Annotated in this window: 21 protein-coding genes; 8 read left to right on the forward strand and 13 right to left on the reverse strand. The window is 72.6% G+C overall.

The annotated features are described in order from the left end of the window. Nucleotides 1-80 precede the first annotated feature (80 nt). The 8 genes from ACGF2V_RS17565 to ACGF2V_RS17600 all read left to right on the forward strand — a co-directional run bounded on the left by ACGF2V_RS17565 (nucleotide 81) and on the right by ACGF2V_RS17600 (nucleotide 11,297). Nucleotides 81-1,364 (forward strand): sugar ABC transporter substrate-binding protein, encoded by a 1,284-nt coding sequence (locus tag ACGF2V_RS17565; protein ID WP_362624337.1) that lies wholly within the window; start codon nucleotides 81-83, stop codon nucleotides 1,362-1,364. Further along, nucleotides 1,361-2,374 carry a sugar ABC transporter permease gene (locus tag ACGF2V_RS17570; RefSeq protein ID WP_362706874.1) on the forward strand — a complete coding sequence of 338 codons (1,014 nt, stop codon included), beginning with the start codon at nucleotides 1,361-1,363 and terminating at the stop codon, nucleotides 2,372-2,374. Before ACGF2V_RS17565 ends, ACGF2V_RS17570 begins: the two co-directional genes overlap by 4 nt. A gap of 7 nt (nucleotides 2,375-2,381) precedes the next feature. Further along, entirely contained in the window at nucleotides 2,382-3,224 is an 843-nt protein-coding gene (locus tag ACGF2V_RS17575; RefSeq protein ID WP_362706877.1) for a carbohydrate ABC transporter permease, read from the forward strand. Between the two features lie 71 nt (nucleotides 3,225-3,295). Further along, entirely contained in the window at nucleotides 3,296-5,236 is a 1,941-nt protein-coding gene (locus ACGF2V_RS17580; RefSeq protein ID WP_362706879.1) for a cellulase family glycosylhydrolase, read from the forward strand. Nucleotides 5,237-5,273: 37 nt separating this feature from the next. Further along, nucleotides 5,274-7,028, forward strand: a complete 1,755-nt coding sequence (locus tag ACGF2V_RS17585) for a beta-galactosidase family protein (RefSeq protein WP_362624345.1) — start codon at nucleotides 5,274-5,276, stop codon at nucleotides 7,026-7,028. Nucleotides 7,029-7,421: 393 nt separating this feature from the next. After that, a complete protein-coding gene (locus ACGF2V_RS17590; protein ID WP_392912558.1) occupies nucleotides 7,422-9,329 on the forward strand; it encodes an alpha-mannosidase in 1,908 nt (635 codons plus the stop codon). Between the two features lie 53 nt (nucleotides 9,330-9,382). Then, entirely contained in the window at nucleotides 9,383-10,093 is a 711-nt protein-coding gene (locus tag ACGF2V_RS17595) for an HAD family phosphatase (RefSeq protein ID WP_362706882.1), read from the forward strand. 73 nt (nucleotides 10,094-10,166) lie between these two features. Next, the gene (locus tag ACGF2V_RS17600) at nucleotides 10,167-11,297 is read left to right on the forward strand and encodes a CapA family protein (protein WP_362706885.1); all 1,131 of its coding nucleotides are present in this window, start codon (nucleotides 10,167-10,169) and stop codon (nucleotides 11,295-11,297) included. A 203-nt stretch (nucleotides 11,298-11,500) separates the two neighbouring features. On the opposite strand, the gene ACGF2V_RS17605 is transcribed toward ACGF2V_RS17600, so the two are convergent. The 13 genes from ACGF2V_RS17605 to ACGF2V_RS17665 all read right to left on the reverse strand — a co-directional run bounded on the left by ACGF2V_RS17605 (nucleotide 11,501) and on the right by ACGF2V_RS17665 (nucleotide 24,858). Continuing rightward, a complete protein-coding gene (locus ACGF2V_RS17605) occupies nucleotides 11,501-12,220 on the reverse strand; it encodes an NADase-type glycan-binding domain-containing protein (protein WP_362624351.1) in 720 nt (239 codons plus the stop codon). Between the two features lie 481 nt (nucleotides 12,221-12,701). Then, nucleotides 12,702-13,265 (reverse strand): phage tail protein, encoded by a 564-nt coding sequence (locus ACGF2V_RS17610; protein ID WP_362624353.1) that lies wholly within the window; start codon nucleotides 13,263-13,265, stop codon nucleotides 12,702-12,704. After that, nucleotides 13,262-15,223 carry a putative baseplate assembly protein gene (locus tag ACGF2V_RS17615; protein WP_362706888.1) on the reverse strand — a complete coding sequence of 654 codons (1,962 nt, stop codon included), beginning with the start codon at nucleotides 15,221-15,223 and terminating at the stop codon, nucleotides 13,262-13,264. Before ACGF2V_RS17615 ends, ACGF2V_RS17610 begins: the two co-directional genes overlap by 4 nt. Next, nucleotides 15,223-15,645 (reverse strand): GPW/gp25 family protein, encoded by a 423-nt coding sequence (locus ACGF2V_RS17620; protein ID WP_362706890.1) that lies wholly within the window; start codon nucleotides 15,643-15,645, stop codon nucleotides 15,223-15,225. Before ACGF2V_RS17620 ends, ACGF2V_RS17615 begins: the two co-directional genes overlap by 1 nt. Continuing rightward, on the reverse strand, nucleotides 15,642-15,959 hold the full coding sequence (locus ACGF2V_RS17625; RefSeq protein ID WP_362624358.1) for a PAAR domain-containing protein: 318 nt from the start codon (nucleotides 15,957-15,959) through the stop codon (nucleotides 15,642-15,644). Before ACGF2V_RS17625 ends, ACGF2V_RS17620 begins: the two co-directional genes overlap by 4 nt. Nucleotides 15,960-16,019: 60 nt before the next feature. Then, nucleotides 16,020-17,789: a VgrG-related protein gene (locus ACGF2V_RS17630; protein WP_362624360.1), complete on the reverse strand. Its 1,770-nt coding sequence runs from the start codon at nucleotides 17,787-17,789 to the stop codon at nucleotides 16,020-16,022. After that, entirely contained in the window at nucleotides 17,786-18,508 is a 723-nt protein-coding gene (locus tag ACGF2V_RS17635) for a LysM peptidoglycan-binding domain-containing protein (protein ID WP_362624362.1), read from the reverse strand. The genes ACGF2V_RS17630 and ACGF2V_RS17635 overlap by 4 nt, the downstream gene beginning before the upstream one ends. A gap of 88 nt (nucleotides 18,509-18,596) precedes the next feature. Next, nucleotides 18,597-19,022, reverse strand: coding sequence for a phage tail protein (locus tag ACGF2V_RS17640; RefSeq protein WP_362624364.1), 426 nt, complete (start codon nucleotides 19,020-19,022; stop codon nucleotides 18,597-18,599). Between the two features lie 53 nt (nucleotides 19,023-19,075). Next, nucleotides 19,076-19,498 carry a hypothetical protein gene (locus tag ACGF2V_RS17645; RefSeq protein WP_392912568.1) on the reverse strand — a complete coding sequence of 141 codons (423 nt, stop codon included), beginning with the start codon at nucleotides 19,496-19,498 and terminating at the stop codon, nucleotides 19,076-19,078. 2,704 nt (nucleotides 19,499-22,202) lie between these two features. Next, nucleotides 22,203-22,361 carry a DUF6760 family protein gene (locus ACGF2V_RS17650; RefSeq protein ID WP_003966147.1) on the reverse strand — a complete coding sequence of 53 codons (159 nt, stop codon included), beginning with the start codon at nucleotides 22,359-22,361 and terminating at the stop codon, nucleotides 22,203-22,205. Next, on the reverse strand, nucleotides 22,358-22,852 hold the full coding sequence (locus tag ACGF2V_RS17655) for a hypothetical protein (RefSeq protein ID WP_362624370.1): 495 nt from the start codon (nucleotides 22,850-22,852) through the stop codon (nucleotides 22,358-22,360). Before ACGF2V_RS17655 ends, ACGF2V_RS17650 begins: the two co-directional genes overlap by 4 nt. After that, a complete protein-coding gene (locus ACGF2V_RS17660) occupies nucleotides 22,849-23,289 on the reverse strand; it encodes a phage tail protein (RefSeq protein WP_351203218.1) in 441 nt (146 codons plus the stop codon). Before ACGF2V_RS17660 ends, ACGF2V_RS17655 begins: the two co-directional genes overlap by 4 nt. Nucleotides 23,290-23,328: 39 nt before the next feature. Further along, nucleotides 23,329-24,858: a phage tail sheath family protein gene (locus tag ACGF2V_RS17665; RefSeq protein ID WP_362706894.1), complete on the reverse strand. Its 1,530-nt coding sequence runs from the start codon at nucleotides 24,856-24,858 to the stop codon at nucleotides 23,329-23,331. Nucleotides 24,859-25,435 lie beyond the last annotated feature (577 nt).

Consider the following 25,435-nt stretch of genomic DNA (forward strand, 5'->3'; position numbering starts at 1 on the left):
CCTCCGCCGGCAAGCACTGACGAAGGCACCAGCCAGGGAGCACATCCGCCCCGCACAGATCCTCACAGAAGGACACGCACATGAGCGCACGCAGAGTCGAGCTTAGCCGACGCGGATTCCTCACGGGATCGCTGCTCGTCACCGCCGGAACGGTCCTGACGAGCGCCTGCAGCACCGACCCCACCGGCGGCTCCTCCTCCGGAGCGAAGACCACCCTCAACGTCTGGTACCACGCCTACGGCGAGGCCGGCGCCCAGCAGGCGGCGCTCCGCTACGCCACCGCCTTCACCAAGGCCAACCCGGACATAGCCGTCAAGGTGACCTGGGTTCCCGGCGACTACTCCAGCAAGCTCTACGCGACCCTGCTGACCGACGCGGCCCCCGACGTCTTCGAGATCGGCGACTTCAGCGAGGCCCTCGCCCGCCGCGGCCAGATCGCCCCGCTCGACGACGTGTACGGCAGCGCCAAGAGCGACTTCAACACCAACGCCATCGAGTCGGTCACCGTCGACGGCAAGCTCTACGGCGTCAAGGAGATCGACGACGTCATGATGCTCTACTACCGCAAGAGCATCCTGTCGAAGGCCGGGATCACCCCGCCCACGACCTTCGACGGTCTCGTCGACGCGGCGAAGGCCCTGACCACCAAGAAGAACAAGGGCCTGTTCGTCGGCAACGACGGCATCGGCGACTCCGCGATCCTCAACGTCTTCTCCAACGGCGGCGACCTCGTGACCCCCGACGGCAAGGTGGCGTTCGGCTCGGCCCAGGCACTCGAAGCACTGACCGGTCTGAAGCGCCTGCACGACGACAAGTCGCTGCTGCTCGGGTTCACCACCGACTGGTGGGACCCCGCCGCCTTCATCCAGGGCGTCGTGCCGATGCAGTGGTGCGGCCTGTGGGCGATGCCCGCCATCTCGCCCGCGCTCGGCGACGACTTCGGCGTGCTGCCGTGGCCGACGTACAAGGCCGGCGGCGCTCCCGTCGTACGGGTCGGCGGCTGGACGAGCTGCGTCAACGCCAAGGGCAAGAACGTGGAAGCGGCCAAGAAGTTCGTCCAGTGGCTGTGGGTCCAGCAGTCCGACCTGCAGAAGGACTTCGCCGAGAGCTACGGCTTCCACGTCCCGCCGCGCACGTCCGTGGCGGCAACCGCGAAGAAGCTCTCCGCAGGCACCGCCAAGGAGGCCGTGGATCTGGCGGCGAAGTACGGAAAACACTACCCCGGAACCTGGGAGACCGCCGTGAGCAACGCGTTCAACGCGACCGCGGCGAAGATCGCCGGCGGGCAGGGCGATCCGGCCGCTCTCCTGGCCGAGACGGTGAAGAAGGCCCAGCGCGAGATCGACAAGCAGCTCGGCCGATGAAACCGATGAATCCGGCGACCGACATCACGCCGAAGCCCGAGCGGGCCGGGCACCCCGCAATCGTCCCGCGGGGCGCCGCCCGCACCGGCCGGGCCCGTAAGGCCCGGCCCCGCGTCGGCCGGTCCGGCTGGATCGCGTTCCTCCTGCTGACCGCGCCGACACTAATCGGGCTCGGCGTCTTCAAGTACATCGCGATCGGCTGGAGCTTCCTGCTCAGCCTCAGCGACGCGCGCGGCACCATCGCCCTCGGCCACTGGGTCGGACTCGACAACTACCAGACCCTCCTGTCCGATCAGGCGTTCCGTGACTCGCTGCTCACGATCCTGGTGTTCACCGCCTTCATCGTGCCGGTCACCTTCGCCGCCTCCCTCGGGCTCGCCCTGCTGGTGCACCGGGTCCGGCGCGGCCGGTCCCTGCTGCGCACCACCTTCCTCATCCCCGCGGCCGTCTCGTACGTCGCCGCGTCACTGTTGTGGAAGATGTGCCTGTTCAACGGCCTGCCGTCGGGCATCGCCAACATGATCGGCGGATGGTTCGGTGCGGATCCGGTGCCCTGGCTGCAGTCCGCCTCGCCACCGCTCTACTGGATCGTCCTCGTCACGCTGCGCCTGTGGCTCCAAGTCGGCTTCTACATGGTGCTCTTCCTCGCCGGGCTCCAGGCCATCCCCAGGGAGATCTACGAAGCCGCCGCGCTCGACGGCGCCACCGGCCGGCGGCTGCTGACCAAAATCACCCTGCCGATGCTGCGCAACACCGCCGTCGCCGTGCTGATGCTGCTGTTCATCGCCGCCTTCCAGGCATTCGACGAGTTCTACAACCTGTTCAACAGCGGGCTGGCGGGAACCGGCACCGCCCCCGTAAAGACACCGCTGGTCCACCTCTACGACACCGCCATGGGCAGCCAGAACTACGGCCTCGGCTCGGCCGGAGCCTTCGTGCTCACCGGCCTCATCGTCGGAGTGACCCTGCTCCAGGGACGGTTCACCGGATTCGGCAGGAGCGGAGAATGAGAAGCGCATGATCACCCTGCCCGGACTGCCCCGAAACGTGCGCCTGCTGGCACGCGGCCTGCTCATCGGCCTGCTGACCGCGGTCTTCCTGGTGCCGTTCTACCTGATGCTCCGCAACGCGCTGATGGACTCCCAGAGCCTGACGGCGCCGGAGTGGACGTGGTGGCCCTCGACGATGCACTTCGAGAACTTCACCGCCCTGTTCGACGACCCCGCCGTCGCCATGGGCCCCTCCCTCGTCAACTCGCTGGTGATCGCCGCCGTCACCGCGCCCGTCTCCACGCTCCTCGCCTCCGCCGCCGGCTACGCCCTCGCCAGGATTCCGGTTCCCGGACGCGGCGTGCTGCTCGCCCTCGTGGTGGCCACGCTGATGATCCCCGGCTCGGTCACCTTCGTGCCGACCTTCGTCGTCGGCTCCATGGGAGGCGTCAACACGTTGTGGGGCATCATGGTGCCCGGCCTCTTCAATCCGTTCGCGGTCCTGCTGTTCCGCAACTTCTACCTCCAGTTCCCGCAGGAGATCGAAGAGGCGGGACGGCTCGACGGCCTCGGCTGGCTCGGCCTGTACCGCCGGATCGCCCTGCCGAGTTCCGGAGCGATGCTGGCCTCGCTCGGGGCGCTGTCCTTCATCGACAGCTGGAACGCCTTCCTGTGGCCGCTGGTCATCGGCCAGGACCCGTCCGCCTGGACCGCGCAGATCGCGCTGTCCACCTTCCTCACCTCGCAGACCATCAACCTGCCCGGTCTCTTCGCCGGCGCCGTCGTCACCATCACGCCCCTGGTCGTCATGTTCCTCGTCGCCCAGCGCTACATCGTCGAGGGCATCGCCACCAGCGGCCTCAAGGGCTGATCCACCGCACCACACCGTTCCGCACCACGCACAAGGCAGGCACACGTCCCCCACCCGCAAGGAGCTTTCCCGTGACACCTCGCATCACCCTGCTCCGACGCGCGACCGCGGCCCTCGCCACGTCGTCCGCGCTCCTCCTGTGCACCCTCACCCCCACCGCCGCCGCGGTGGACACGGGGACGGCACCGCCGCCCCCGGCCCTCACCGGCGCACAGCTCGCCGCCTCATGGACCGCCCCGCTCTCCACCCGGGACCGATACGTCGTCGACGCCGACGGCGACCGGTTCAAGCTCAAGTCCGGCAACTGGGCGGGCGCCCAGGGCACCTGGGAGGGCAGCGGCGACGTCGGCGACGTCGCCAACCACCAGGCGAGGCAGATGTCGAACAACATCCCGCTCGGCCTCGACCGCAAGCCGATGGCCCAGATCCTGGCCGACTTCCACGCCCTGGGCCTGAACAGCATCCGGCTCCCGTTCGCCAACGCACTCATCCACGACACGAGCGCCGTCCCGGACTCGGCCGTCGCCGCCAACCCGCAGCTCAAGGGCAAGACCCCGTTGCAGGTGCTCGACGCCGTCGTCGGAGCCCTGACCGCAGACGGCTTCGCCGTCATCCTCAACAACCACACCACCAGCTACCGCTTCTGCTGCGGCCTGGACGGCAACGAGCGCTGGAACAGCGGCCAGACGACCCAGCAGTGGATCGACGACTGGGTGTTCCTGGCGAAGCGCTACCAGGCCGACAAGCGGGTCGTCGGAGCCGATCTGCGCAACGAGGTCCGTCGCGACACCTGGAACGACGCCAACTGGGGCTGGGGCAACGACCACGACCTCAACAAGGCCCTGGAAGAAGCCGGCAACAAGATCCTGCAGGCCAATCCGGACATGCTCGTCATCATGGAGGGCATCAACTGGCAGGGGATACCCACCGACCTGACCCCCCACAGCCGCCCGACACTCACCCCCGTCGCCACCCTGTCCAACACCCTGATCCGCTCCGACAAACTCGTCTACGCGGCCCACTTCTACGGCTACACCGGCCCGAACCACACCGGTGCCACCGGAGTGGGCGAGACGCACGACCCGCGCTACGAGGAATTCACCCCCGCACAGCTCGCCCAGGTCGTCGACGACCAGGCCCTGTTCGTCACCCGGTCCGGCCAGCACTTCACCGCACCCGTGTGGATCAGCGAGTTCGGCGCCGCAGGCCGCGGCGACATCGACGCCAAGGAACGTGCCTGGTTCGCCAACTTCACCGACATCCTGGTGAAGAACGACACCGACTTCGCCATCTGGCCCCTGGTCGGCTGGACCGACACGAGCGGCACACCGCAGGACAACTGGGCCATGGTCAACTACAGCGCGGACGGCACACGGCTGGGCGTCATGGACGCCGGCGACTGGCGCGCCACCGACTGGAACAAGCTCGTCAACGCCCCCGGCAAGACCGGCCGGATCGCCCCCGCCCCCCGCTGGAACATGCTCAACCTGGACTACGCCGACTACAACGTCTCCGCCACCATGCTGGCGAAGCCGGACTGGTCTCCGGGCAACCGCAAGGGCAACTGCCCCGACGGCCAGCGGCTGGTCGGCCTCGGCCGCAGCGACAGCCGCGGACTGTGCACCGACGCCGGTCAGCCGACGAAGGGGAACGGCGCCTGGACCGTCGTCACCGACGAGCGGTATGTCACCGGCGGCGACTGGGCGAGCGGCTACAACAAGCTCCAGTGCCCCGACAACACGTTCGCGGTCGGCTACAGCGTGCACAAGAACGCCATGTCGGCCCTCCTGTGCGCCCCCGCAGCGGGCTCCCTGCCCACCACCGGCCGCGCGGTCTGGTTCGATAAGGGTGACAACCGGCCCGCCACCGGAGGCTCGACCGGCAGCGACTGGGCTCCGGGCCACTACAAGGGCCAGTGCGCCGACGACGAGTACCTCGCGGGCGTCGCCTACACGTGGAAGTGGAACCACGGCGGCGTTCCCGACGCCCTGCTGTGCCGCCCGCGCGGCTGAACCAACCGGATCCGTACCCCTGAGGAGCACCACAGCCATGCCCCGACTGGAGATCGTCGACGACGGCTTCCGTCTCGACACCCGACCGTTCCGCATCATCTCCGGAGCCCTGCACTACTTCCGCGTCCATCCGGAGCAGTGGGCCGACCGACTCCGCAAGGCACGGCTGCTGGGCCTCAACACGGTCGAGACCTACGTCCCGTGGAACCTGCACGCCCCGCGCCGCGGGGAGTTCCATCTCGACGGAGGTCTCGACCTGCCCCGGTTCCTCGACGCCGCTGCGGCCGAAGGACTGCACGTCCTGCTCAGACCCGGCCCGTACATCTGCGCGGAATGGGAGGGCGGCGGCCTGCCCTCCTGGCTGCTCGCCGAGGAGGACCTCGTCCTGCGCAGCAGCGACCCCCGCTTTCTGCGGGCCGTCGACGAGTACTTCGGCGCCCTGCTGCCCCCGCTCCACCCCTACCTGGGAAGCAACGGCGGGCCGATCCTCGCCGTCCAGGTCGAGAACGAGTACGGCGCCCACGGCGACGACACCGCCTACCTGGCCGAACTCGCCGCCATGCTGCGCCGCCACGGCGTGGACGATCCCCTGTTCACCTGCGACCAGCCCTCCGATCTCGTGCGCGGCAGCCTCGACGGCGTCCTGCCCACCGCCAGCTTCGGCAGCCGCGTCACCGCCGGGCTCGCCGCCCTGCGCGAGCACCGGCCGCGCGGCCCGCTGATGTGCACGGAGTTCTGGATCGGCTGGTTCGACCGCTGGGGCGGCATCCACACCCGCCGCGACGCGGCCGACGCCGCCGCGGACCTCGACCGCCTGCTCGCCGCCGGTGCCTCCGTCAACATCTACATGTTCCACGGCGGCACCAACTTCGGCTTCACCAACGGAGCCAACGACAAGGGCACCTACCGTCCCACCGTCACCTCCTACGACTACGACGCCCTCCTCGACGAAGCCGGCGACCCCACCCCCAAGTACGAAGCCTTCCGCGAGGTCATCGCCCGCCACGCACCCGTTCCTTCCGAGCCCCTGCCTCCCACCGCCCCCAAGGCCGCGTTCGGACCGGTGCAACTCACCCCCACGGCCGGCCTGCTGGAACAGGCCGACACCCTCGGCACCCCGGTGACCGCCGACCGCCCGCTGACCATGGAGGAACTCGGCCGGCCCTTCGGATTCGTCCTCCACGAGACCGACCTGCCCACGCCCGGACCAGCCGTCCTGCACGTCGAGCAGGTCCACGACCGCGCCCAGGTCTTCGTCGACGGCCAACCGGTCGGCGTCCTGGAACGCGAGAACCACGAACACGCCCTCGCCTTCACCGTGCCCCGCCCGGGAGCCCGGCTCGCCGTACTCGTGGAGAACCAGGGACGCGTCAACTACGGACCCGGACTCCACGACCGCAAGGGCCTCATCGGCCGCACGACGGTCAACGGGCACCCGCCCGCCGCCTGGCGGAGCCGCGCCCTGCCCCTCGACCGCCCCGACACCTTCGTCCACCACCCCGCCGACCCCGCCCGGCAGCCGGTGGGGCCGACGTTCCACCACGGCACCTTCACCGTGGACGAGCCCGCCGACACCTTCCTCCACCTCGACGGCTGGACCAAGGGCGTCGCCTGGATCAACGGCTTCCCGCTGGGCCGCTACTGGTCCCGAGGACCCCAGGGCAGCCTCTACGTGCCCGCGCCCGTCCTCGGACCCGGACCCAACGAGATCACCGTCCTCGAACTCCATGCCGCCACCACCCGCCACGTCCACCTGCGTGATACACCCGACCTCGGGCCCACCGAGGAGTGACCGCCCCCGTCTCACGGAGCATGCCATGCACAGCAACCGGCGCCTGACCGAGCAGCGGCTCGACCGCGTGCTGAACCAGCGCATCCGCCCGGCCGTCCACGCCCGCGCCACGCCGCTCCAGGTGGAGATCTGGAACGCCCCGGGCGAACCCGTGCCCGTGCCCGACGGACTGACCGCGCCCTACCGGCCCGTCACGCTCGGCCACCGGTGGGGACCGGCCTGGTCCACCAGCTGGTTCAGGATCAGCGGACAGGTGCCGCCGGGGTGGGCGGGGCAGCGGGTCGAGGCCGTACTCGACCTGGGCTTCGACGTCACCGGCCCCGGCTTCTCGACCGAGGGCCTCGTCCACCGCCAGGACGGCACCGTGGTCAAGGCGCTCAACCCGCGCAACGCGTGGATCCCCGTCGGCGACCCGGCGACCGGAGGCGAAGAGTTCACCTACTACGTCGAGGCCGCCGCCAACCCGACCGTCCCCTTCCCCGGCGAACCCCACCACGCACCGACGCGGGCGGGGGACCGGCCCCCCTGGCTGACGGGCGGCGAGGCCGGCGGCGAGCCGCTCTGTACAACGGCGAGCTGTCCGGAGCGGAACTCGCCCACGGGGTACGCAACTTCCAGGACAAGGGCCCGGCCAACCACTCCCTGCTGCCTTTCGGATACGGCGACGGCGGCGGCGGACCCACCCGCGAGATGCTCGCCCGCGCCGAGCGACTGGCCGACCTGGAGGGATCCCCCCGGGTCGTCATCGAGCGGCCCGCCGATTTCTTCGCCCGCGCGCACGCGGAGTACCCCGACGCCCCGGTGTGGCTGGGCGAGCTCTACCTTGAGTTCCACCGGGGCACGCTGACCAGCCAGCTGCGGACCAAACAGGGCAACCGGCGCAGCGAGCACCTGCTGCGCGAGGCCGAACTGTGGTCGGCGACGGCAACCGTGCGCACCGGCTTCCCCTATCCGTATGACGCACTCGACCGGCTCTGGAAGACGGTCCTGCTGCACCAGTTCCATGACATCCTGCCCGGTTCCTCCATCTCCTGGGTGCACCGGCAGGCGGAGGAGACGTATGCGGCGGTGCGTGCCGAACTGGACGGCCTCGTCGACGCCGCACAGCGGGCGCTGGCCGGCCAGGGATCGGGCACGGTCGTCTTCAACGGCGCGCCGTTCGCCCGGGGCGGCGTCGACGCCCTCGGCGCCGCCCCGCGCACCGGGGACCCCGTACCCACGGTCGTCCCGGCGCCGCACGAGGGCGGCCACGTGCTCGACAACGGCCTGGTGCGTTTCGTGATCGACCACCGCGGACTCGTGGTCTCGGCCGTCGACCTCGCCGCGGGCCGCGAAGCCCTGCCCCCCGGTGCCGTGGCCAATCTGCTCCAACTCCACCAGGACTTCCCCAACGAGTACGACGCCTGGGACATCGACGCCTTCTATCGCAACACCGTCCGCGACCTCACGGACGTCGACGACGTGACGGCCGTCGACGGGGGCGTCGAGGTCCGGCGCGGCTTCGGGGGTTCGCGCATCCGGCAGCTGCTCTCGCTGCGGGAGGGCTCGCGGCGCCTCGACATCGACACCGCCATCGACTGGCACGAGCGGGAGAGCCTTCTCAAGGCGGCCTTTCCCCTGGACGTCCGCGCCGACCACTCGACCGCCGAGATCCCCTTCGGCCATGTCCGGCGCCCCACCCACACCAACACGAGCTGGGACGCCGCGAAGTTCGAGATCTGCGCCCACCGGTACCTCCACGTCGGCGAGCGGGGCTGGGGCGCGGCCCTGGTCAACGACTCCACCTACGGCCACGACGTCACCCGGGACGTACGCGAGGACGGCGGCACGACCACGACCGTACGGCTCTCCCTGCTGCGGGCCCCCCGCTTCCCCGACCCGGACGCCGACCAGGGAGAACACCGGCTGCGCTACGGCTTCGTCCTCGGCGCCGACATCGCCGACGCCGTACGCGAGGCGTACGCCTTCAACCTCCCGGAGCGCTCCGTCCCCGGGATGAAGGGGGTGGCCCCTCTCGTCACGACGGACGACGAGGCCGTCGTCGTCGAGACCGTCAAGCTCGCCGACGACCGCTCCGGCGACCTCGTCGTCAGGCTCTACGAAGCCCACGGCGGACGTGCCCGGACCACGCTGACCACATCCGTCCCGTGGGACACCGTGACGGAGACGGACCTCCTGGAGCGCCCCCTGGGCGAAGCGGCACCCGCCCGGCCCGCCACACCGCAGAGCGCGTCGGTCCACCTCACGCTGCGCCCGTTCGAGATCCGCACCCTCCGGATCGGGCTCCGGGCCCGTCCATGACCCCCGGCCCGGTCGCGGGCCGGGCCCAACCGACCCCAGCCCAGGGAGCCTTTGTGCACACCGAACTCCAGGCGGTCCTCTTCGACATGGACGGCACACTCGTCGACACCGAGCGGCTCTGGCGGCGAGCGGTCGAGGAGGAGGCCCTCGGGCTGGGACTCGTCCTCGAGGACGCGGACCTCCCGTTCGTCCTCGGTCGCGCGATCGAGGACAGCGCCGCCCACCTCGCCTCCCGCACGGCCGGCCGGGCCGGGGCGGCCCGGCTCGCCGCGTCCCTCGAACGACGCTTCACACAGCTCGTCCGCGGGGAGGTCGTCCCCCTGCCGGGGGCCGTGGAACTCCTCGCGGCGGTCCACGCCGCGGGAGTGGCCACGGCGCTGGTGTCGGCCTCGCCCCGGCCCGTCGTGGACATCGTCATCGATGTCCTCGGACGGCACCGGTTCACCACTTCCTTCGCCGCGGGGGAGACGCCGCGCACCAAGCCGTTCCCCGACTCCTACCGGGCGGCCCTGGCCGCCCTGGGCGTCACTCCCACCGCGTGCGTCGCCGTGGAGGACACCCCGACCGGTGTCGCCTCCGCGGAGGCGGCCGACTGCACGGTCCTCGCCGTACCCTCGTTCACCCCCATCCCCGCGGCACCGCGCCGGACGGTCGCCCACAGCCTGCGCGACGTGGACCTCGGTCTGCTCCGACGACTCGTCGCCGAGCCATGGGCAGGGCGATGCGGGCCGACCGGGAGCTGCCGACCGATGCCCCGGCCCTGACCGTGCGCGTCCCGCGGACGGGCCCGTCGTGCGGATGCTTCGCGCACCGTCCGGTCGGTCTTAGATTGGGAGGATGTACGAGGGCGTGGTCACCCTGTTCCTCGGCGGGGACGTGATGCTCGGCCGGGGCGTCGACCAGATCCTTCCGCACCCCGGTGATCCGGCGCTGCGCGAGCCGTACGTCCGCGACGCCCGGGACTACGTCGGCCTTGCCGAGGCGGCGAACGGGCCGATTCCCCGGCCGGTCGACTTCCGCTGGCCGTGGGGCGAGGCGCTGCCGGTCCTGGACGACGCCGCGCCCGACGTGCGGGTGGTCAATCTGGAGACCGCCGTCACCGGCGACGGGGACTTCGTGCCCGGCAAGGACGTCCACTACCGGATGAGCCCGGCCAACCTGCCCTGCCTGGCCGCGGCCCGCCCGGACGTCTGTGCGCTGGCCAACAATCATGTGCTCGACTTCGGCCCGGTCGGCCTCCGTGAGACGCTCGACGCCCTGGCGCGGGCGGGGCTGCGGACGGCGGGCGCGGGTCGGGACGTGGTGCGGGCGAGGCGGCCGGCGATCGTGCCCCTGCGCTCCGGCGGGCGGGTGCTGGTCTTCTCCTTCGGGATGCCGTCCAGCGGGATCCCCCCGGACTGGGCCGCCGACGGGCGGCGGGCCGGCGCCGACGTCGTCGCCAAGCCTTCGGTCGCCGCCGCGGCCGCGTTCGCCGACCGTCTGCGTCAGGTCCGGCGACCGGGGGACATCACGGTCGCCTCGGTCCACTGGGGCCCCAACTGGGGCCACGACGTCTCCCGCTCCGAGGTCCGCTTCGCCCACACACTCCTCGACGCCGGCGTCGACATCGTGCACGGACATTCCTCGCACCACCCGCGCCCGCTGGAGGTGTACAAGGACCGGCTCGTCCTGTACGGCTGCGGCGACCTCATCGACGACTACGAGGGCATCGGCGGCTACGAAAGCTACCGGGACGACCTGCGGCTGCTGTACCTGGTGTCGGTGGAGGCGGACACCGGCCGACTGGTCGACATGCGGATGGTGCCCCTGCAGGCCCGCAGGATGCGGCTCGAGCATGCCTCACCGCAGGACACCGAGTGGCTGCGTGCCGCCCTGGACGGACACAGCCGGGCGTTCGGCACCCGCGTCGGCAACGGGCCCGACGGCACACTCACGCTGCGGACCCTGCGCGCCGCGCGGCGCACATGACATGGACGTGTTCCGACCCGAAGAACCACCCCCCGGGGAACGGGCGCGGCGCGCAGGCCCGGAGCCCCGGTGAGGGCGCCTTGTTCCGTCCCGGCGCGCAAGGGCGTCCGCGCGGACCCCGGGGAACGCGCCCCCGAGGCCCTTTCGCGCATCACCACGGCAGCGCTGTGCCGCGGCTGTCCGCTCGCGAGCGGTGCTCGGTCTCACGTGCGCTTGAAGAACTCGACCTCCCCGACCGCGATGGGCCGCCCCTCGCCCTGGCCGGACGCGGCCCGCAGCACGAGCCGGACGGAGACGACGTCGCTGATGCCGGTCCGTATCGTCTGCGGGCCCGGCTTGTCGGTGAGCGGCACCTCCTTCTCACGTACCTCGCCGTCCGCCGTGGTGACGATCAGATCGGCCCGAGTGGGCCTGGCCCCCTGCCGGAACTCCTGGGGTTCCTTCGAGACACCGGTGTGCACCACCACGCCGACCAGTCGGAACGGCTTGTCGAAGACACATGTCAAGGACGAGCCGAGCGTGGGTGCCCCCCAGTACGTGTTGGTCACTCCGTCGATGGCCGCGCTCGCCGGGTGGCCGGGAGCCTGGGAGCTCGCGGTGGCCTTCGCCGGGCCGACCTCCGCCGTCCCGCCGAGCTTGTCCCGTACGTCCTCGAAGACGTAGCGCCCGGCCGGCAGGAGCAGGAAGCCCACGAACAGCAGCCCGACGACCGCCAGCGCCAGCAGGGTCCGCCGCAGTACCCGGCCCGATCCGCCCCGCACACGGCGGCGCAACGGCCACACCGTGCGCCACCACGGCAGCGGCTTCGGCTGCTCGCGGGTGTGCAGCGGTGCGGCGCAGCGCCGGCAGAACCGGCGTCCCGCAAGGTTCGGGGTGCCGCACGCCGGGCACGGCGGCCCGTCGGGGTTCTCTTCCGCTGCCACGGGCCTGACGACGGGACGCCGGGCGATCGGCTCGGCCGGCCGCACCGCGACGACGGGCACGTCCTGTCCCGCCGATGGCTCCGGTGGGACAGGGGCGGGCTGCGCCGGCTGCGGGGAGGGTTCCGGGCGCGCAGCGGGCACCGCGGGGGGCGGTCCGGCGGGCTTTGGTGTGCGCGACCGCGTGGGGTTGCCCGGCGGCTCGGGACGCGGGGAGGGCGGGGCCCCGGCGGCGGGGTCCGGGGTCCGCGGGGCGGTACCGGTCTCGGGAATGGCTGGAGCCCGTGTCGTCGGTTCGGCAGCGGGATCCGCCGGGCCGACGGGCTGCTCCGGGCCGACGGGCTGCTCCGGGTCGACAGGTTCCGCGGTGGCGGGAGTGTTCCGCGGCGGCCGGGAGGACCAGCCCAGATAGGAACCGCAGTTCCCGCAGAACTCGTCGTCCTCGCGGTTGGCGCCACCGCACGCCGGACATGCGCGCATCGCGTCAGCCTCCTGTCTCTTCTGGCGGGCCCGGCAGGATCTCCACCCGGCACGTGAGGTGTACGGGGCACGACGCCGCGACGACGTCCAGGACGCGGCTCGCGTCCACCGGGCCCCCGTGCGGCGCCCAGACCCGCACCAGCAGTTCGCCGGTCGGAGCCGCAGGCAGCTCGGCGCCCGGCTCGGACGACCACGCGACGCCTCCGCCGTCACGGATGTCGGCGTGGACGCCGAAGCAGAGCCGGAGCTGTTCGATCAGGCCCCGGCGGGTGCCACGCCAACGGTGCAGCTCGACGGCGCGGGCGACGACCGCCCGCCGCAGTTCTTCGGGCAGCGCCGGATCGAGATCGGCGCCCACCCAGGACGCCAGCCAGGGCAGGAAGTCGGCCGGGGCGAGCGCCGGATCGAAGTAGGCGGGAAGGTTGTCCAGGGTGGACAGCACGGGCGCCAGGACGGTGTCCAGGCCCGCGGTGAACCGCTGGGCCAGGTCGTCGTCCGCGTACAGCGCGGGCAGCAGCCCGCCGATCGGGTAGCGGCTGGCGAGCCCCGGTACCGCGGCCCTCGTCATGCGCCGTCACCGGGCCCGCCCGCGGTGACCACGACCTGGTGCTGGTGCGAGAAGACCAGGGCGCCCGCGGCGACGTCGATCCGCTCCTGCGCCGCCCCGCGCCGGCCGGTGATCGGGTCCGCCGGAAACAGCCGCACCTCCTCCACCAGGCCCACCCCCCGCACGTTCTGGAGCACCGCGAAGACCTCGCCGTACTGCACCGGTCTGCCGAACGGCCACCCCGTCCCGTCCGCCCCGCCCCGCAGCGGGTCGATGTGGTGGAACAGTGCCGCGAGCGCCTCCGTACGGACCCGGTCCACGTCCCCACCGGACGCCACCAGCCTGGCGACCACGGTGACGCCCTGGTACGCGGGCGGTTCCACCACCAGCCGGGTTCCGACCAGCCGCCGTTCGTCGAGCCGCGCCGCGACCGCCGAGAGCACCTGGTCCGACGGGATCAGTTGCTCGAACCGCAGGTTTCCGCCCGCGTCGGGGACCGCGTCGGGGACCACCAGGACCCGCACCGCACCGCCCTCGCCCGCGGCGGCGGGCAGGCACCGGACCCTGCGCAGGGAGGGAGCGGCCTCGCGGGCGATCATCTCGTAGTCGGCGGCCGTGACGGCCCGCTCCTGCACCCGGAGGATGTGGGGCGCCCGGACCTTCGCGTTCTCCACCGTCTCGCCGTCGACCCCACCCCGGGCCGCCTCACGATTGTTCACGCTCGCCACGTACGGCACCGAGCTGCGCAGCACATTGATGGCGCCCCGCGCGACGTTCCCGGCCGCGCCACCGCCCGTCCGGCAGCGGGGGACCCGCAGCTGTGCGCCCTTCTCGGGCACGGCGCCGCAGGCGCGCATCGTCCCGTCGGGCTCCCGCACCTCGGGCGGGAACGCGAACTCGCCGGTGACGGCGTCGATCCGCACGTGGCGGTCGTCCGGCAGGGAGGCGCCGAAGTGCTCCACGGCGGTCCACACCTGCCAGCCCTCCGCACAGGACACCTGGACCACCGGCGGCTCCCCGTCCAGCAGCAGCGGCGCCCTGTTCACGCGGAACCGCTGCCCGGCGACCCCCTCGGAGACGCCCAGCGGAACGTCCACAACGGTCTCCGCGTGCTCCACGCCCGCGGTGCCGCCGACGGTGAACACCTCGGCCTCCCGGATCGTCGGCGACTCGGAGTAGAACGGCTGGCCCGGCTCCGGAGCGGTGACCCGGCAGCGCAGCCACCCCGCCCGCGTCCCCGCGGCCACCGACGTGGTGTGTCCGGCGGGGACGAACACAGTGACCTCACCGGGCCTGTTCAGCCCGCCGGTGCTGTCGGTGCCGGTCCGGCACGTCACCCAGCGGGCACCGTCCCACGCCTCCCACACCAGCGGCGGCTGCCGCGGGTCCACGCCCACGCCCTCCACGCGGCTGTCCAGGCGCACCGCGACGATGCACCGCGGGACGGCGGTCGGCAGCCCGAACAGCACGGCGTCACCCGGCTCCGGCCGGGCCTGGAAGCACGGCACGTCCTCGCCCGCACCGAGCGGCGCGGTGCGGTCGGTCTGCTCGCCCGACACCGGCGCGGTGACCAGCCGGACCAGCGAACTCGGCACGATCGAAAGGTCGTCGGGGGTGGAGAACACCACCGCCTCCTCGGCCTCGCCGCGCGAGGTGGCGACCTCCGTGCCCGCCGGGAGCAGCACGGTCTCCGGTTGCGGGGCCGACAGCCAGAAGTCGACCTCCACCCGCGCCGCCGTCGGCGGGAACAGCGTGACGCCCAGCAGGTCGAGGAAGGCCGAGTAGTTCTTGTCCGGCACCCGGTTCAGCCGGTACAGCAACTGGTCGACCATGTACGCGAACGTCTCGATGAGCGTGACCCCGGGGTCCGACACGTTGTGGTCGGTCCACTCGGGGGTCCGCTGCTGGACGTACCGCTTGGCCTCGTCGACGAGTTGCTGGAAGCGCCGGTCGTCCAGGTTGGGTGAGGGCAGGGCCATCAGCGCACTCCCGCTTCCTCGGAGCCCTCGGAGGAGGGGATGGTGTAGAAGGGGAAGACGAGGTTGCGCAGGTCGTTCGTGGCGCGGACGGTGTAGTGCACGTCGATGTACAAGGTGCCCTCCTCGATGGCGTCGAACGCGATCACCACATCGGTCACCTCGATACGAGGCTCCCAGCGCTCCAGCGACGTACGGACCTCGTGCGCGATGCGTCCGGCGGTGGCGCCGTCGCCGGGGGCGAAGACGTAGTCGTGAATGCCGCAGCCGAACGCCGGGCGCATCGGCCGCTCACCCGGCGCCGTGCCGAGGATCAGCCCGATCGCCTCCTCGATCTCGCGGTCCCGCTCGACCATGCCGATGCCCCCCGTGGGGCCGACCCGCAACGGGAAGCCCCAGCCGCGTCCGATGAAGCCGCCGCTCACACCGGGCCCCCGATCAGGACGTCCGGCGCGCCGCTCGTGATCAGCGCGCCGCAACTGGTGGTGTCCCGCATGCGGGCGGCCGGCAGCCCGCCGATCAGCACCTGACCGGTGACCGCGGCGGCGGGGTTGGGCAGGATGACGTTCCCGGGTCCGAGCGCGGCGTGCGGGGGGACCACGCACACGTGCAGGCTGCCGGCGACGGCCGCCGGCCTGCCGCCGATCAGCACGGTGGCCACGGCCGCGGCCCCCGGTGGCGGGGTGCCGATGAGGCCGCCGTGAACGGTGGTGTCGCCCGTGCGGGCTGCAGGGGGCATGGTCGCTGTTCTCCTTGCTGCGAAAAGGACTTCGGCCGCCGAACCGGCCGTGTCAGGACGTCAGTTGATCCGGATGAGCTTGGCCTTGAGGACGGCGAGCAGTCCGCCGTCGACGGTGACCCCCGTCCTGCCGTTGACGGTCACCGAGCGCCCCTTCACGTTCACCTCACCCGTACCGGCGTCGAGCGTGATGCCGGACGCGGAAAGGGTCACGGAACTCAGGACCCGGGTGCCGCCGGGGGCGAACACCTTCAGCGCGATCTCGCTTCGCCGCTCGTCCAGCGTGACGTCGAGCCGCTTGTCACCGCTGGCCAGCCGGACGCCGGACGGTCCGCGCGGGCTGTCCAGCAGTTCCAGCCGGTGCCCGGAACGGGACACCAGCGAACGGCGGTTGACCCTGCCGCTGGTGGGATCGACCAGCGGCACGTCGTGGGGCGACGGCTTGTCGACCCCGTTGTAGAGGCCCCCCAGCACGTAGGGGCTGTCCAGCAGGCCCTGCTCGAATCCGACCAGCACCTCGTCGTTGACCTCGGGACTGAACACACCGCCGCCGCCCCGGCCGCCCCACTGCACCGTACGGACCCAGTCGGACACATAGGTGTCGTCGAGCCAGGGGAACTTCAGCCGGACCCAGCCCCGTTCGCCCCTGCCCTCCTCACGGATGTCGGTGACCACGCCGATCGCGAGGCCCGGCATGCGCGGACCGCGCGAGGTCGCGTCGGCGCCACCGGCCAGCCCCGCCAGGGAGCGGTCGGGCGCGGCGCTCACCAGCACGGTCGTGCGGTAGCCGCCGTTCGGCTCCAGGACGTGATGCGCGGCGGTCGCCGTGTAGCGGCCGGAGAACGCGGGCCCGACGTTGCCGAGCGCCACCGGCTCACCGGCCCGCAGCCGGGGGTTCCCCTCGGCGACCGCCTCGATCTCCCCGAAACCGGAACTCACCGAGGCGGCGAGCGAACCGGCGACGGCCGTGGCCTCGGCCTGGGTCCGGTACGGGGTGTCGGCGACCGTCAGCCGGGCGCCCGGCCCGAACGCGCCGGCCGCCCGCGACGGACTCATCCCGGGGGACACCGTGTCGCTGCGCACGGACTGCTCACGGGCCACCAGCCGCGTCTTGGTCTCGATGTCCCAGCCGCGCACCTCCACGTCGTCCGCCCCGTCGGCACCGGTCAGGACGGCCCGCAGGGCCAGCAGATTGCGCCCGTACTCGAGAACCATCGGATTCCGGGCGGCGGACGTGTCGGGCGAGGGCGCCGACGCGGCGGGTCTCGGCCTCACGAACTGCAACAGGCCCTTGTCGTCCACCCGCACGTGCGCGCCGCTCTCGCCCGCGAGGTACTGGAGGAACTCCCAGTCGGAGACGTTGGGCTGGGTCAGCTGCTTGTACGTGACGGGCGCGGCCTCGATCCTTCCGCAGGCGAGCCCGGCGCCCGCGGCGACCTTGCGGACGATGTCCGCGGCCCTCATGTTGCGGTAGGCCACCACCTTCCGCCCGCGCTGCAGCCGATGGGCCCGGGAGAAGGCCCGGACGACGGTGAACGAACCAGTGGTGTCGCTGTCCAGCTCGACCGCCGTGACCTCGCCGGTGAACAACCGCTCGCGCACCCGCTCCTGCACGGTGACCACGGATATGTTCAGCGGGGTGCCGATGGTGAGCCCGGTGGCGGTGAGCAGCTTGTGGTCGGGGTCCCGGTACGTCAGCACGGCGGTGTCCGGCAGGCCGACGTTCTCGTCGACCACGCAGCTCACCAACTGGGCCGCCCAGACGGGGGGCAGCTCGCCGGGGGCCTCGACGATCGGATCGGCGGCGAAGGAGCGGCCGGCGGCGGTCACCGGCCGCCCTCCGGGGCGGGGGCCTCCAGGCCGGGTACGACCAGCTCCGTGCCGGGGGCCAACTGCATCGGGTCGTCGATGTCATTGGCACGAGCGATCGTGCGCCACGCGGTGGCGTCGCCGTACTCCCGCCACGCGAGCAGCGGCAGACTGTCACCGACGACGACCCGATGGGTGCGCCGCGCCTCCCGCGAGCCCGATGTCGGGTTCTGGCCGGGCGTCTCGCCGCCCGCCTCCTCGATCGAGAGGGAACAGGTGGCGCGCAACGGCTTCCCGTCGACGTCGAAGAGCGTGTACGAGATGGACAGGCTGGACATCACACCGTCGAACGAGGTCGTCCGGGACGTGCCCCAGTCGAAGCGCACCCAGGGGCTGGCCGGCGTCTTGCGCGCCAGACTCTTCGGGGTGGGCGCACACGCCAGCATCAGCTGCTCCACCGCCTTCTCCACCGAGTTGTCATGGGTGGCCGTGGCATCGAGGAAGACCTCCATGGACAGGGTCCGGGGTCCGCTGCCCACGAACTCGGGCAGCGCGGACTGCTCGGCCATCCGCGACGGCGTGCGCCGCCACTCGGTGCTCTTGTTCAGCGACAGCTTCGCCGGGTTGAACTGCAACGTGAGCTGGGCGATCCTGCCGCCCGGCTTGGCGCCGACCTCCGCCGGTGGCTCCATGATGGTCAGCTGGGCGCGCGCACGACTCGTGCGGGCGACGGGTGACATCGCGTTCCTCCTTCCGGAACTTCGCGTGTGACGAACGGGACCGCACGTGTGACGGACCGCTGGTGTCCGCAGGCGATCCGATGAACGCTCAGGAGGGCTCCAGACCCTCGTGCGCGATCTCCAGCGTCTCGATCGCCGGCTGGGAGCTGGCGGGATCGAAGGAGGGGCCCTGCCAGCGCACCGGCACGATGCCCTGCACCTGCCAGCCGATGATGCGGCTGAGGTCGGGACGGAGCGCGACGATCTCGCCGTCCTTGCGCTCGACCCGCTGGGTCGTGTCGTTCAGCCACCGCGCGATCTTCAGCGTGTCGGCGGTCACCGGGCGGGTCAGCGTGATGTTGGTCCAGGTGATCCGCCCCGGCAACTGCCAGGTGAAGCCGTTGTTGCCGCCCTCGGCGTACTGCTCCAGCTCCACCTCGGCACCCAGCCCCGAGCAGGTGTGGAAGGCACCCAGGTCGTTGCCTCCGATCACCAGCTTGAAGAACACGCTCGTCGCGAAGATGTTGTCCGTCATTGCTCTTCTTCTTCTCTGCCGTTTCCCAGTGCGCTGCCGGGTGGGACCGGTGGTCAGCGGCGGCCGTCGTACAACCGGCCGGCGCGCTCCCGGCCCCGCCGCAGGTCCGCGCGGATCAGCCGGCTCACCGGATCGAGCAGGCGACGTGCCAGTTCCTCGATCTCCGCGCCGGTCACCCGGTGCGCGGCCGGACCCGCCGCATCGGGCGGGTCGGCCGCTGCGGTCCTCGCCGACGGACCGGCGGGCTTCACCGGGGCCGCCCTGACCGGAACACCAGTGATCCCGGCTGAGGCCGCCGCGCGCTGCACGGCCCGGGCCGCGGACCCCGGATCGTTCGTTCCGGCGGCAGAAGCGGGGGCGGGACGCGGTGGCTGCGGCACCCGCACCGAGAGGGCCGGTGCTCCGCCCGGTCCGGCGCCGTCTTTGGGCGCCGGACCGGTGATCGCGGGCCCGGCGGACTCGGGCACCACCGGCATCGCCATCCGCTGTACGGCCGGGGCGGCCGGTCCCGGCCCGGCCGTCGCGGGCGGATGCGGGCGCACCACCGGAACCGGCCGAGCGGCGGACGGCGCGGACGCTGCGGACGGGGACGCCGACGCGTGCGGTACGGACGCTCCGGGGGAGGACGGTGACGCGTACGGGAGGGCCGGCGCGTGGTGCGGTGCCGGGGACGACGGAGCGGGGACACGGGCCGGGCGGGATTCCCCGTGATCCCGCGCCGACGGGTCGGCATCGAGCCGGGACGGCGTGGTCGGCCCACCGCGCGCCGAACGCTGCACGAGCCGCAGGAGGAAGCCGCCGGCCCACGACCCGCGACTCGTCCGGCCACTGCCGATCGCGGTCCTCGCCCCGGCGCCTTCCGGTGCGGGGCGAGCGGGACCACCGGAGGTCGTCCGGCCCGGCGGCGCCCCGCTCCCAGAGGCCGCGGACCCGGGGTTTTTGGAGAACGAGCGCTGGACGGTCCCGCCGGGGGTCGGCCCTTCGGGCGCCGCTGCCCGTCCGTCGGCGCGGGACCGGTGCGCCGGGACGGGTGCGGCGGGACCGGTGCGCGGGTGAGGGGCCGTCGGCCGGGGGGACGCACCGGTCGACGGCCGGTCCTGTCCGGGCGACGCACTGCCGTGCCCCGGTGGCGGTACGGCGGCCCCCGGTGGTGGCGGTACGTCACGGCGCCACGTCGCTGCCACGACCGGCCGCGCCGCGCCGCCGCCCGCCGTCGCCGCCGGGGCCGAGAAGCCCTCGGCCGAGCCGGTGCTGACCTTCAGTGCCCTGCTCGGGAGCAGGGCACGCGAACGCTGAACGGCGGGCGCTTGCCTTCCGGCACCGCCGGTGGGTCCGTACGCGCCTGTCGGCACCCGCTCCGGGGCGACCCTCCGGACACGTACCGGAGAGGCCGGTGCCGAAGACACCGAAGGAACCGGAGGAGTCCGGGGCGTGGAGGGAGAGGAGCCGGTGAGAGATGCGTTCGTGGGCGTACGGGGGTCCGTCGCGCGCCGGCCGGCCGCGGGGCCCGGTGCGGCCGAGGAGGCAGCCGCAGCCGCGGGGGACGAGAGCACGGGCATCCCGGAAGGCCCGTCCGGCCGCGTCGGTGTCCGTGCGGGCCCGGCCGGTGCGGACGGCGGGGGAGCCGAGGGCTCCCGCGCCGGCGTCGTGCCCCGGCCGGGGCCCATGGCTCCCGGGTGCGTCCGACGGCGGTCACCCAGCAGGGGAGCGTCGTCCCGGAGACTGGCCGTCGAGGGGAGCGAGGGGAGGGGGGCGCCGATCCCGCTGCGGGTACGTCTCGGCGAGCCGGCCCCGTCGGGCGGTGGTGGTGCCGGCGCCCCGGCAGGCGCGGGCTTCGACGGCTCGTGCCCGGCGGGCTCCTGGGACCGTTCCGGCCCGGAGGACGAAGCCCGGCCCGGAGCCGGTGCCGACTGGAGGGACGGGGACGACCGGGGTGCCCGGGGCGGCTCCGCGGCGCCGGGACGCGGGGACGGCTGCGGGCGCGGTGCCGTCGCCTCCCGCGGACCTGCGGTCACCGGGTCCGGTGCCTGCGATGTCTGCCGCTGGAGTACGGGCATGCCCGGTTCGCGCTGCCCCGCCGGGCCGGACGGCACGACCCCGCGCCGCCCCGCCGGGGCGGTGGGCACGGCCCCGGCGGGCAGTTCCCGCAGCGGCTTGCCCAGGGCGGGCCGCACCGTCGTGACGTCGCGCGGCCCGGCGGAGCTGTCCGGTGCTGGTGCTGGTGCTGGTGCTGGTGCCGGTGCCGGTGCCGGTGCGGGCACGGCGTCGGGCGCGGGGACGGTGGCATCCGCGCCGGGGCGGCCCGGCCGGTCGGACGCGTTCCGTCGCACGGCGCCGTCGCCGTCGCCGTCGCCGGTGACGGGGGCGGACGGTGCGGATTGCGCCGCCGGCGGAATTCCGGTGATGTGCCGGAGCGGCATCGCCGGGCGCCGGGCGACGATCAGCGGTGCGGCGGTCCGCCGGGGGCGCACCGCTGCGGGGCGGGTGCGCGGGGATGCGGCCGGTGCCGATGCGGCGCCCCCGGCCCGCTGCGACGCCGACGCCGACGCCGATGCGGGCTCCGGGCCGTCGGCCGGTGCCGCACTCTTCGCCAGGTGCGTCCCCGACGCGGCCTCGGGGGCCCTCGCGCCGCTCCCACGAGCGGCCCGTTCCCGTGTTCCCCGATCGGAGGAGGCGGGAGGCACCGGAGTGCTCGACCGCTGGACGGCGGCCGGGCCCTGCCTCCGACCGGTCGCTCCCCGGCCGGCCGAGCCGCCCGCCGCGGGCGGCAGCTCCGCGGCGGGTTCGGCGCCCCCGTCCGCACCGGGCCGGGCGGCGCGCAGGAGCAGCGGTCCACCGGCGGAAACCGCACGCGCGCCCGCGGGGCGGGTGACCCCGCGGATGAGTCCCACCGGCGCGGACGGCATCACGGCATGGCCGAGTTCGCCGCCGAACGCGACGTTCTGCCACGAGGCGAGGCCCGACCTGAACCGCAGCCCGTCACTCACCCCGATCGAGGACCGGGCGACGGTCACCGTCGGCGGCGCGACCTGTCGCCAGCCGCCGTCCCAGTCGCCGTCCCGCCGCTCGGTCGGGCCGGCGCCCGAGTCGGTCCCGGCACCGGCTTCGTCCCCGCCCAGGGAGGGGGCGTCGGACCGCGTCCGGTCCGCTCGACGGAACCAGTTGCCGAACCCCATACGATCACCCGCCTTCGTTGACGCGGGTGTTGATCCGCGCTATCTCCCGGACCCACTGCTGACGCTCGCCGTGGGTGAGGTCGAGAATGTCCTCACGCTGCCAGTGGAAGTGGTAGGCGACGTACGCGATCTCCTCCCGCAGACGGGGAAGTGCGTACGTCACGATTCCCCCAGGCGCCCACCCGAGAGGTCCACCTCGAACGAGCCGTGGCACAACGGACACGTCACCGCGGCATGCGTGTGGCCCTCGCTGTTGATCCGCCGGTAGAAGTCCTGCAGGAACGCCACGTCGGTGGCGTACATCCGCTCGACCACCCCGGCGTGCACATCGGTGATGGTGCCGAGCCGGGTGATCACCTGGCTCAGCAGCACGACGCTCAGGTACGCCGGGTTCTCCTTCACCCGCAGGTCGATCTGCGGGCGCAGCTCGTCGCGTGCCGTCGCGAGCCGCATCGAGCCCTGCCGGTGCACCTGGCCCTCGTCGTCGACGTAACCGCGCGGCAGCTCGAACTCGAACTCCGTGCGCAGGTCCGGGCGTTCCCGTTCCCGCGCGGCAGGCGGCGCGGGGGCCTCCTCGCGTGCGGCGGACGGGGCCGCCGCGAGGGTGTCGAGGACGTCGTCGAGCCCGCCCGACGTAACGGTCCTGCGCCTCATTCGACCACGATCTCCTCGAAGGTGATGGTGACCGTCTCGGTGGCCGCGCTGGACTCGCCGGCCTTCAGCGACGGGCCCTCCCACTTGCTGGCCCAGCCCTGCATCAGCTGGATGCGCCGGACCGTGTCGCCCTTCGAGTCCTTGATCTCGATGGTGAGGTTCTGGCGCGCGGTGTCGACGGCCCCCTTGTTGAGGGTCTCCTTGATCCAGTTGGTGAACTCGCTGCTCTTGTCGATCCCGCGGGTGATCGTCACCTCACCCGCCTGGCGGGCGCCGGGCTGCTTGCGGATGATCTGCTTGCCCTCGGCGGTCACCTGACGGACCTCGACGACTTCCTCCTCGACGGTCAGACCGCTGACCTCCTGGATCGACTCGACGAGATAGCCGCCGAGCTGCACGCCGAAGACGTGGGTGGAAAGAGCGTCGCCCTCTGCCATGACTCTGTGTCACCTGTTCCGTTTGTGGACCCTGCCGGGTCACTCGTTGACGAGGCTGGTGCTGTCGGAGAACTGCGCGAGACGGAAGACCACGAACTCCGCGGGCTTCACCGGCGCCACGCCGATCTCGCACACGACCTGACCGAGGTCGATCGACTCCTGCGGATTGTTGTCGCGGTCGCACTTGACGTAGAACGCCTCCTCGGCCGTGCGGCCGAAGAGAGCGCCCCGGCGCCATTCCTCGGTGAGGAAGGCGGTCACGTTGCGCCGGATGCTCGACCACAGGCGGTCGTCGTTCGGCTCGAACACCACCCACTGGGTGCCCAGGAGGATCGATTCCTCCAGGTAGTTGAAGAGGCGGCGCACGTTGAGGTAGCGCCAGGCGGGGTCGGAGGAGAGCGTGCGGGCGCCCCAGATCCGGATGCCTCGGCCGGGGAAGGCGCGCACGCAGTTGACGCCGATCGGGTTCAGCAGGTCCTGCTCGCCCTTGCTGAGACGGATCTCCAGGTCCAGCGCGCCGCGGATGACCTCGTTGGCGGGGGCCTTGTGCACGCCCCGCTCGCCGTCGCTGCGCGCCCACACGCCGGCGACGTGACCGCTCGGCGGCATCAGGGAGTTGCGGCCGACCGCCGGGTCGAAGACGCTGATCCACGGGTAGTACACGGTCGCGTAGCGCGAATCGAATCCGGTGTCGTCGTTGCGCCAGGTGCGGACCCGCTGCGCGCCCATCCCCGGCGGAGTGTCCAGTACGGCGACCCGGTCGCCCATCTGCTCGCAGTGCGAGATCAGCGCGAGCTGGACGGTCTTGACGCCGTCGGCGTCGATGTCCCCGCGCTGGTGGGCGCTCATCAGGTCCGGAACGGCGACCATGGTGATCTCGTCGATCGCCTCGAGCCCCGCGAAGCCCGTGCGCTGCGACGCGTCCCCGACGAACTCGGCCGGGCCGATGCGCACGGCGCCGGCCCCCGGGCCGGCAGCGGCGGGAGAGAGCGGGAGGACCTGGTTCTCTGGCCGGCTCTGGGCCGTGCCGGGCTGCTCGACGACCTCGATCAGCTTGGACTGGCGGGCCTGGGTGACCAGGTAGCCCTTGACGCTCTTGCGGGTGGAGACGTCAAAGGTCTCCACCACCTTGCCGGCCTGCCGCACCAGCAGCCGGAACCGGTCCTCCGGAGGGTTCTCCCCTTCGGCGTCGGCGACCTCCACCGAGAGCTCGCCACTCGTACCGCGCCGTGCGGACATCAGGAAGCCCCCGAGAGCGGCGGACGGGGCCGCCGCGGTGGCCGAGCCCTCCGCGGAGTCCTGCGCGGGGCCGCCCACGCGCACGACGTAGGCGGCGCCGCCGCCGTTGGCGAAGTATCCGTGGACCGCCGGCGTCAGGTACGTGTCGGGCGCGTAGGTGCCGAAGGTCTGGACGTACTGGTCCCAGCTGGTCACCAGCGTCGGCCGGTGGAAGGGGCCGGTCTCCGCGAAACCGACGAAGGCTGCGACCGCCGTGCCGACGCCCTCGATGGGCCGTGCTCCGGACTGCACCTCCTCCACGTATACGCCGGGGGTGAGGTACGACGGCATGCTCGCTCCTTCGGGTGGTCATCCGGTCGACGCCCAGTCTTGTCGGGCCGCCCCGGCGGGCAGTAGGCCCCGGAGTCCTGGGCAGGGGGCAAGGCCGCTGCCTTCCCAGGCACCCGGGCGACGGGGAATTCTTCCCCGCGCGGACGTCCGCGGCAGGCTTCCCGAGGCCGGCCCGAAGCAGTTCCCCCGGCACATTCGGTGCACGCGAAATGAACTCGACTTCCATAGAAGAGGGGTGACGGCGCCCGTCGGCGCGGTGATCGCCAGAAACGCGGATGCCCGGACTCGATGAGTGACGGCGAACGAAGCGATGCGGTGCCGGCCCTTGTCAGGCTCCCGGAACCGCTCGCGAACATCCGTGGCGACGGCCGTCCCGTCATCCCCCGGAGCGCGCGCGAGCGCGGCTGCGGCACATCACCGCGTTTTGTCGATGGCGCCCGTACCCGCCCCGACGCGGCCGCCTCTCCGGCGCGCCGTGCGCGGGCCATCGGCGCCCCCGCCCCGCCCCGCCTCCGCGGCCGACGGGACGGTTCGTGGCCGGGGCCCGATCGAGGGGCGATCACTATCAGCCAGAGTG

Origin of the sequence: Streptomyces sp. NPDC047982, from assembly GCF_043204165.1 — a bacterium.
Classification (GTDB): domain Bacteria; phylum Actinomycetota; class Actinomycetes; order Streptomycetales; family Streptomycetaceae; genus Streptomyces.

Coding starts and splice junctions, on each gene's coding strand:
- ACGF2V_RS17610 (WP_362624353.1), bottom strand. CDS start 13,265: ATGACGAGGGCCGCGGTACCGGGGCTCGCCAGCCGCTACCCGATCGGC.
- ACGF2V_RS17660 (WP_351203218.1), bottom strand. CDS start 23,289: ATGGCAGAGGGCGACGCTCTTTCCACCCACGTCTTCGGCGTGCAGCTC.
- ACGF2V_RS17640 (WP_362624364.1), bottom strand. CDS start 19,022: ATGACGGACAACATCTTCGCGACGAGCGTGTTCTTCAAGCTGGTGATC.
- ACGF2V_RS17615 (WP_362706888.1), bottom strand. CDS start 15,223: ATGGCCCTGCCCTCACCCAACCTGGACGACCGGCGCTTCCAGCAACTC.
- ACGF2V_RS17655 (WP_362624370.1), bottom strand. CDS start 22,852: ATGAGGCGCAGGACCGTTACGTCGGGCGGGCTCGACGACGTCCTCGAC.
- ACGF2V_RS17575 (WP_362706877.1), top strand. CDS start 2,382: ATGATCACCCTGCCCGGACTGCCCCGAAACGTGCGCCTGCTGGCACGC.
- ACGF2V_RS17585 (WP_362624345.1), top strand. CDS start 5,274: ATGCCCCGACTGGAGATCGTCGACGACGGCTTCCGTCTCGACACCCGA.
- ACGF2V_RS17665 (WP_362706894.1), bottom strand. CDS start 24,858: ATGCCGTCGTACCTCACCCCCGGCGTATACGTGGAGGAGGTGCAGTCC.
- ACGF2V_RS17570 (WP_362706874.1), top strand. CDS start 1,361: ATGAAACCGATGAATCCGGCGACCGACATCACGCCGAAGCCCGAGCGG.
- ACGF2V_RS17625 (WP_362624358.1), bottom strand. CDS start 15,959: ATGCCCCCTGCAGCCCGCACGGGCGACACCACCGTTCACGGCGGCCTC.
- ACGF2V_RS17645 (WP_392912568.1), bottom strand. CDS start 19,498: ATGCCGGTGGTGCCCGAGTCCGCCGGGCCCGCGATCACCGGTCCGGCG.
- ACGF2V_RS17635 (WP_362624362.1), bottom strand. CDS start 18,508: ATGTCACCCGTCGCCCGCACGAGTCGTGCGCGCGCCCAGCTGACCATC.
- ACGF2V_RS17600 (WP_362706885.1), top strand. CDS start 10,167: ATGTACGAGGGCGTGGTCACCCTGTTCCTCGGCGGGGACGTGATGCTC.
- ACGF2V_RS17565 (WP_362624337.1), top strand. CDS start 81: ATGAGCGCACGCAGAGTCGAGCTTAGCCGACGCGGATTCCTCACGGGA.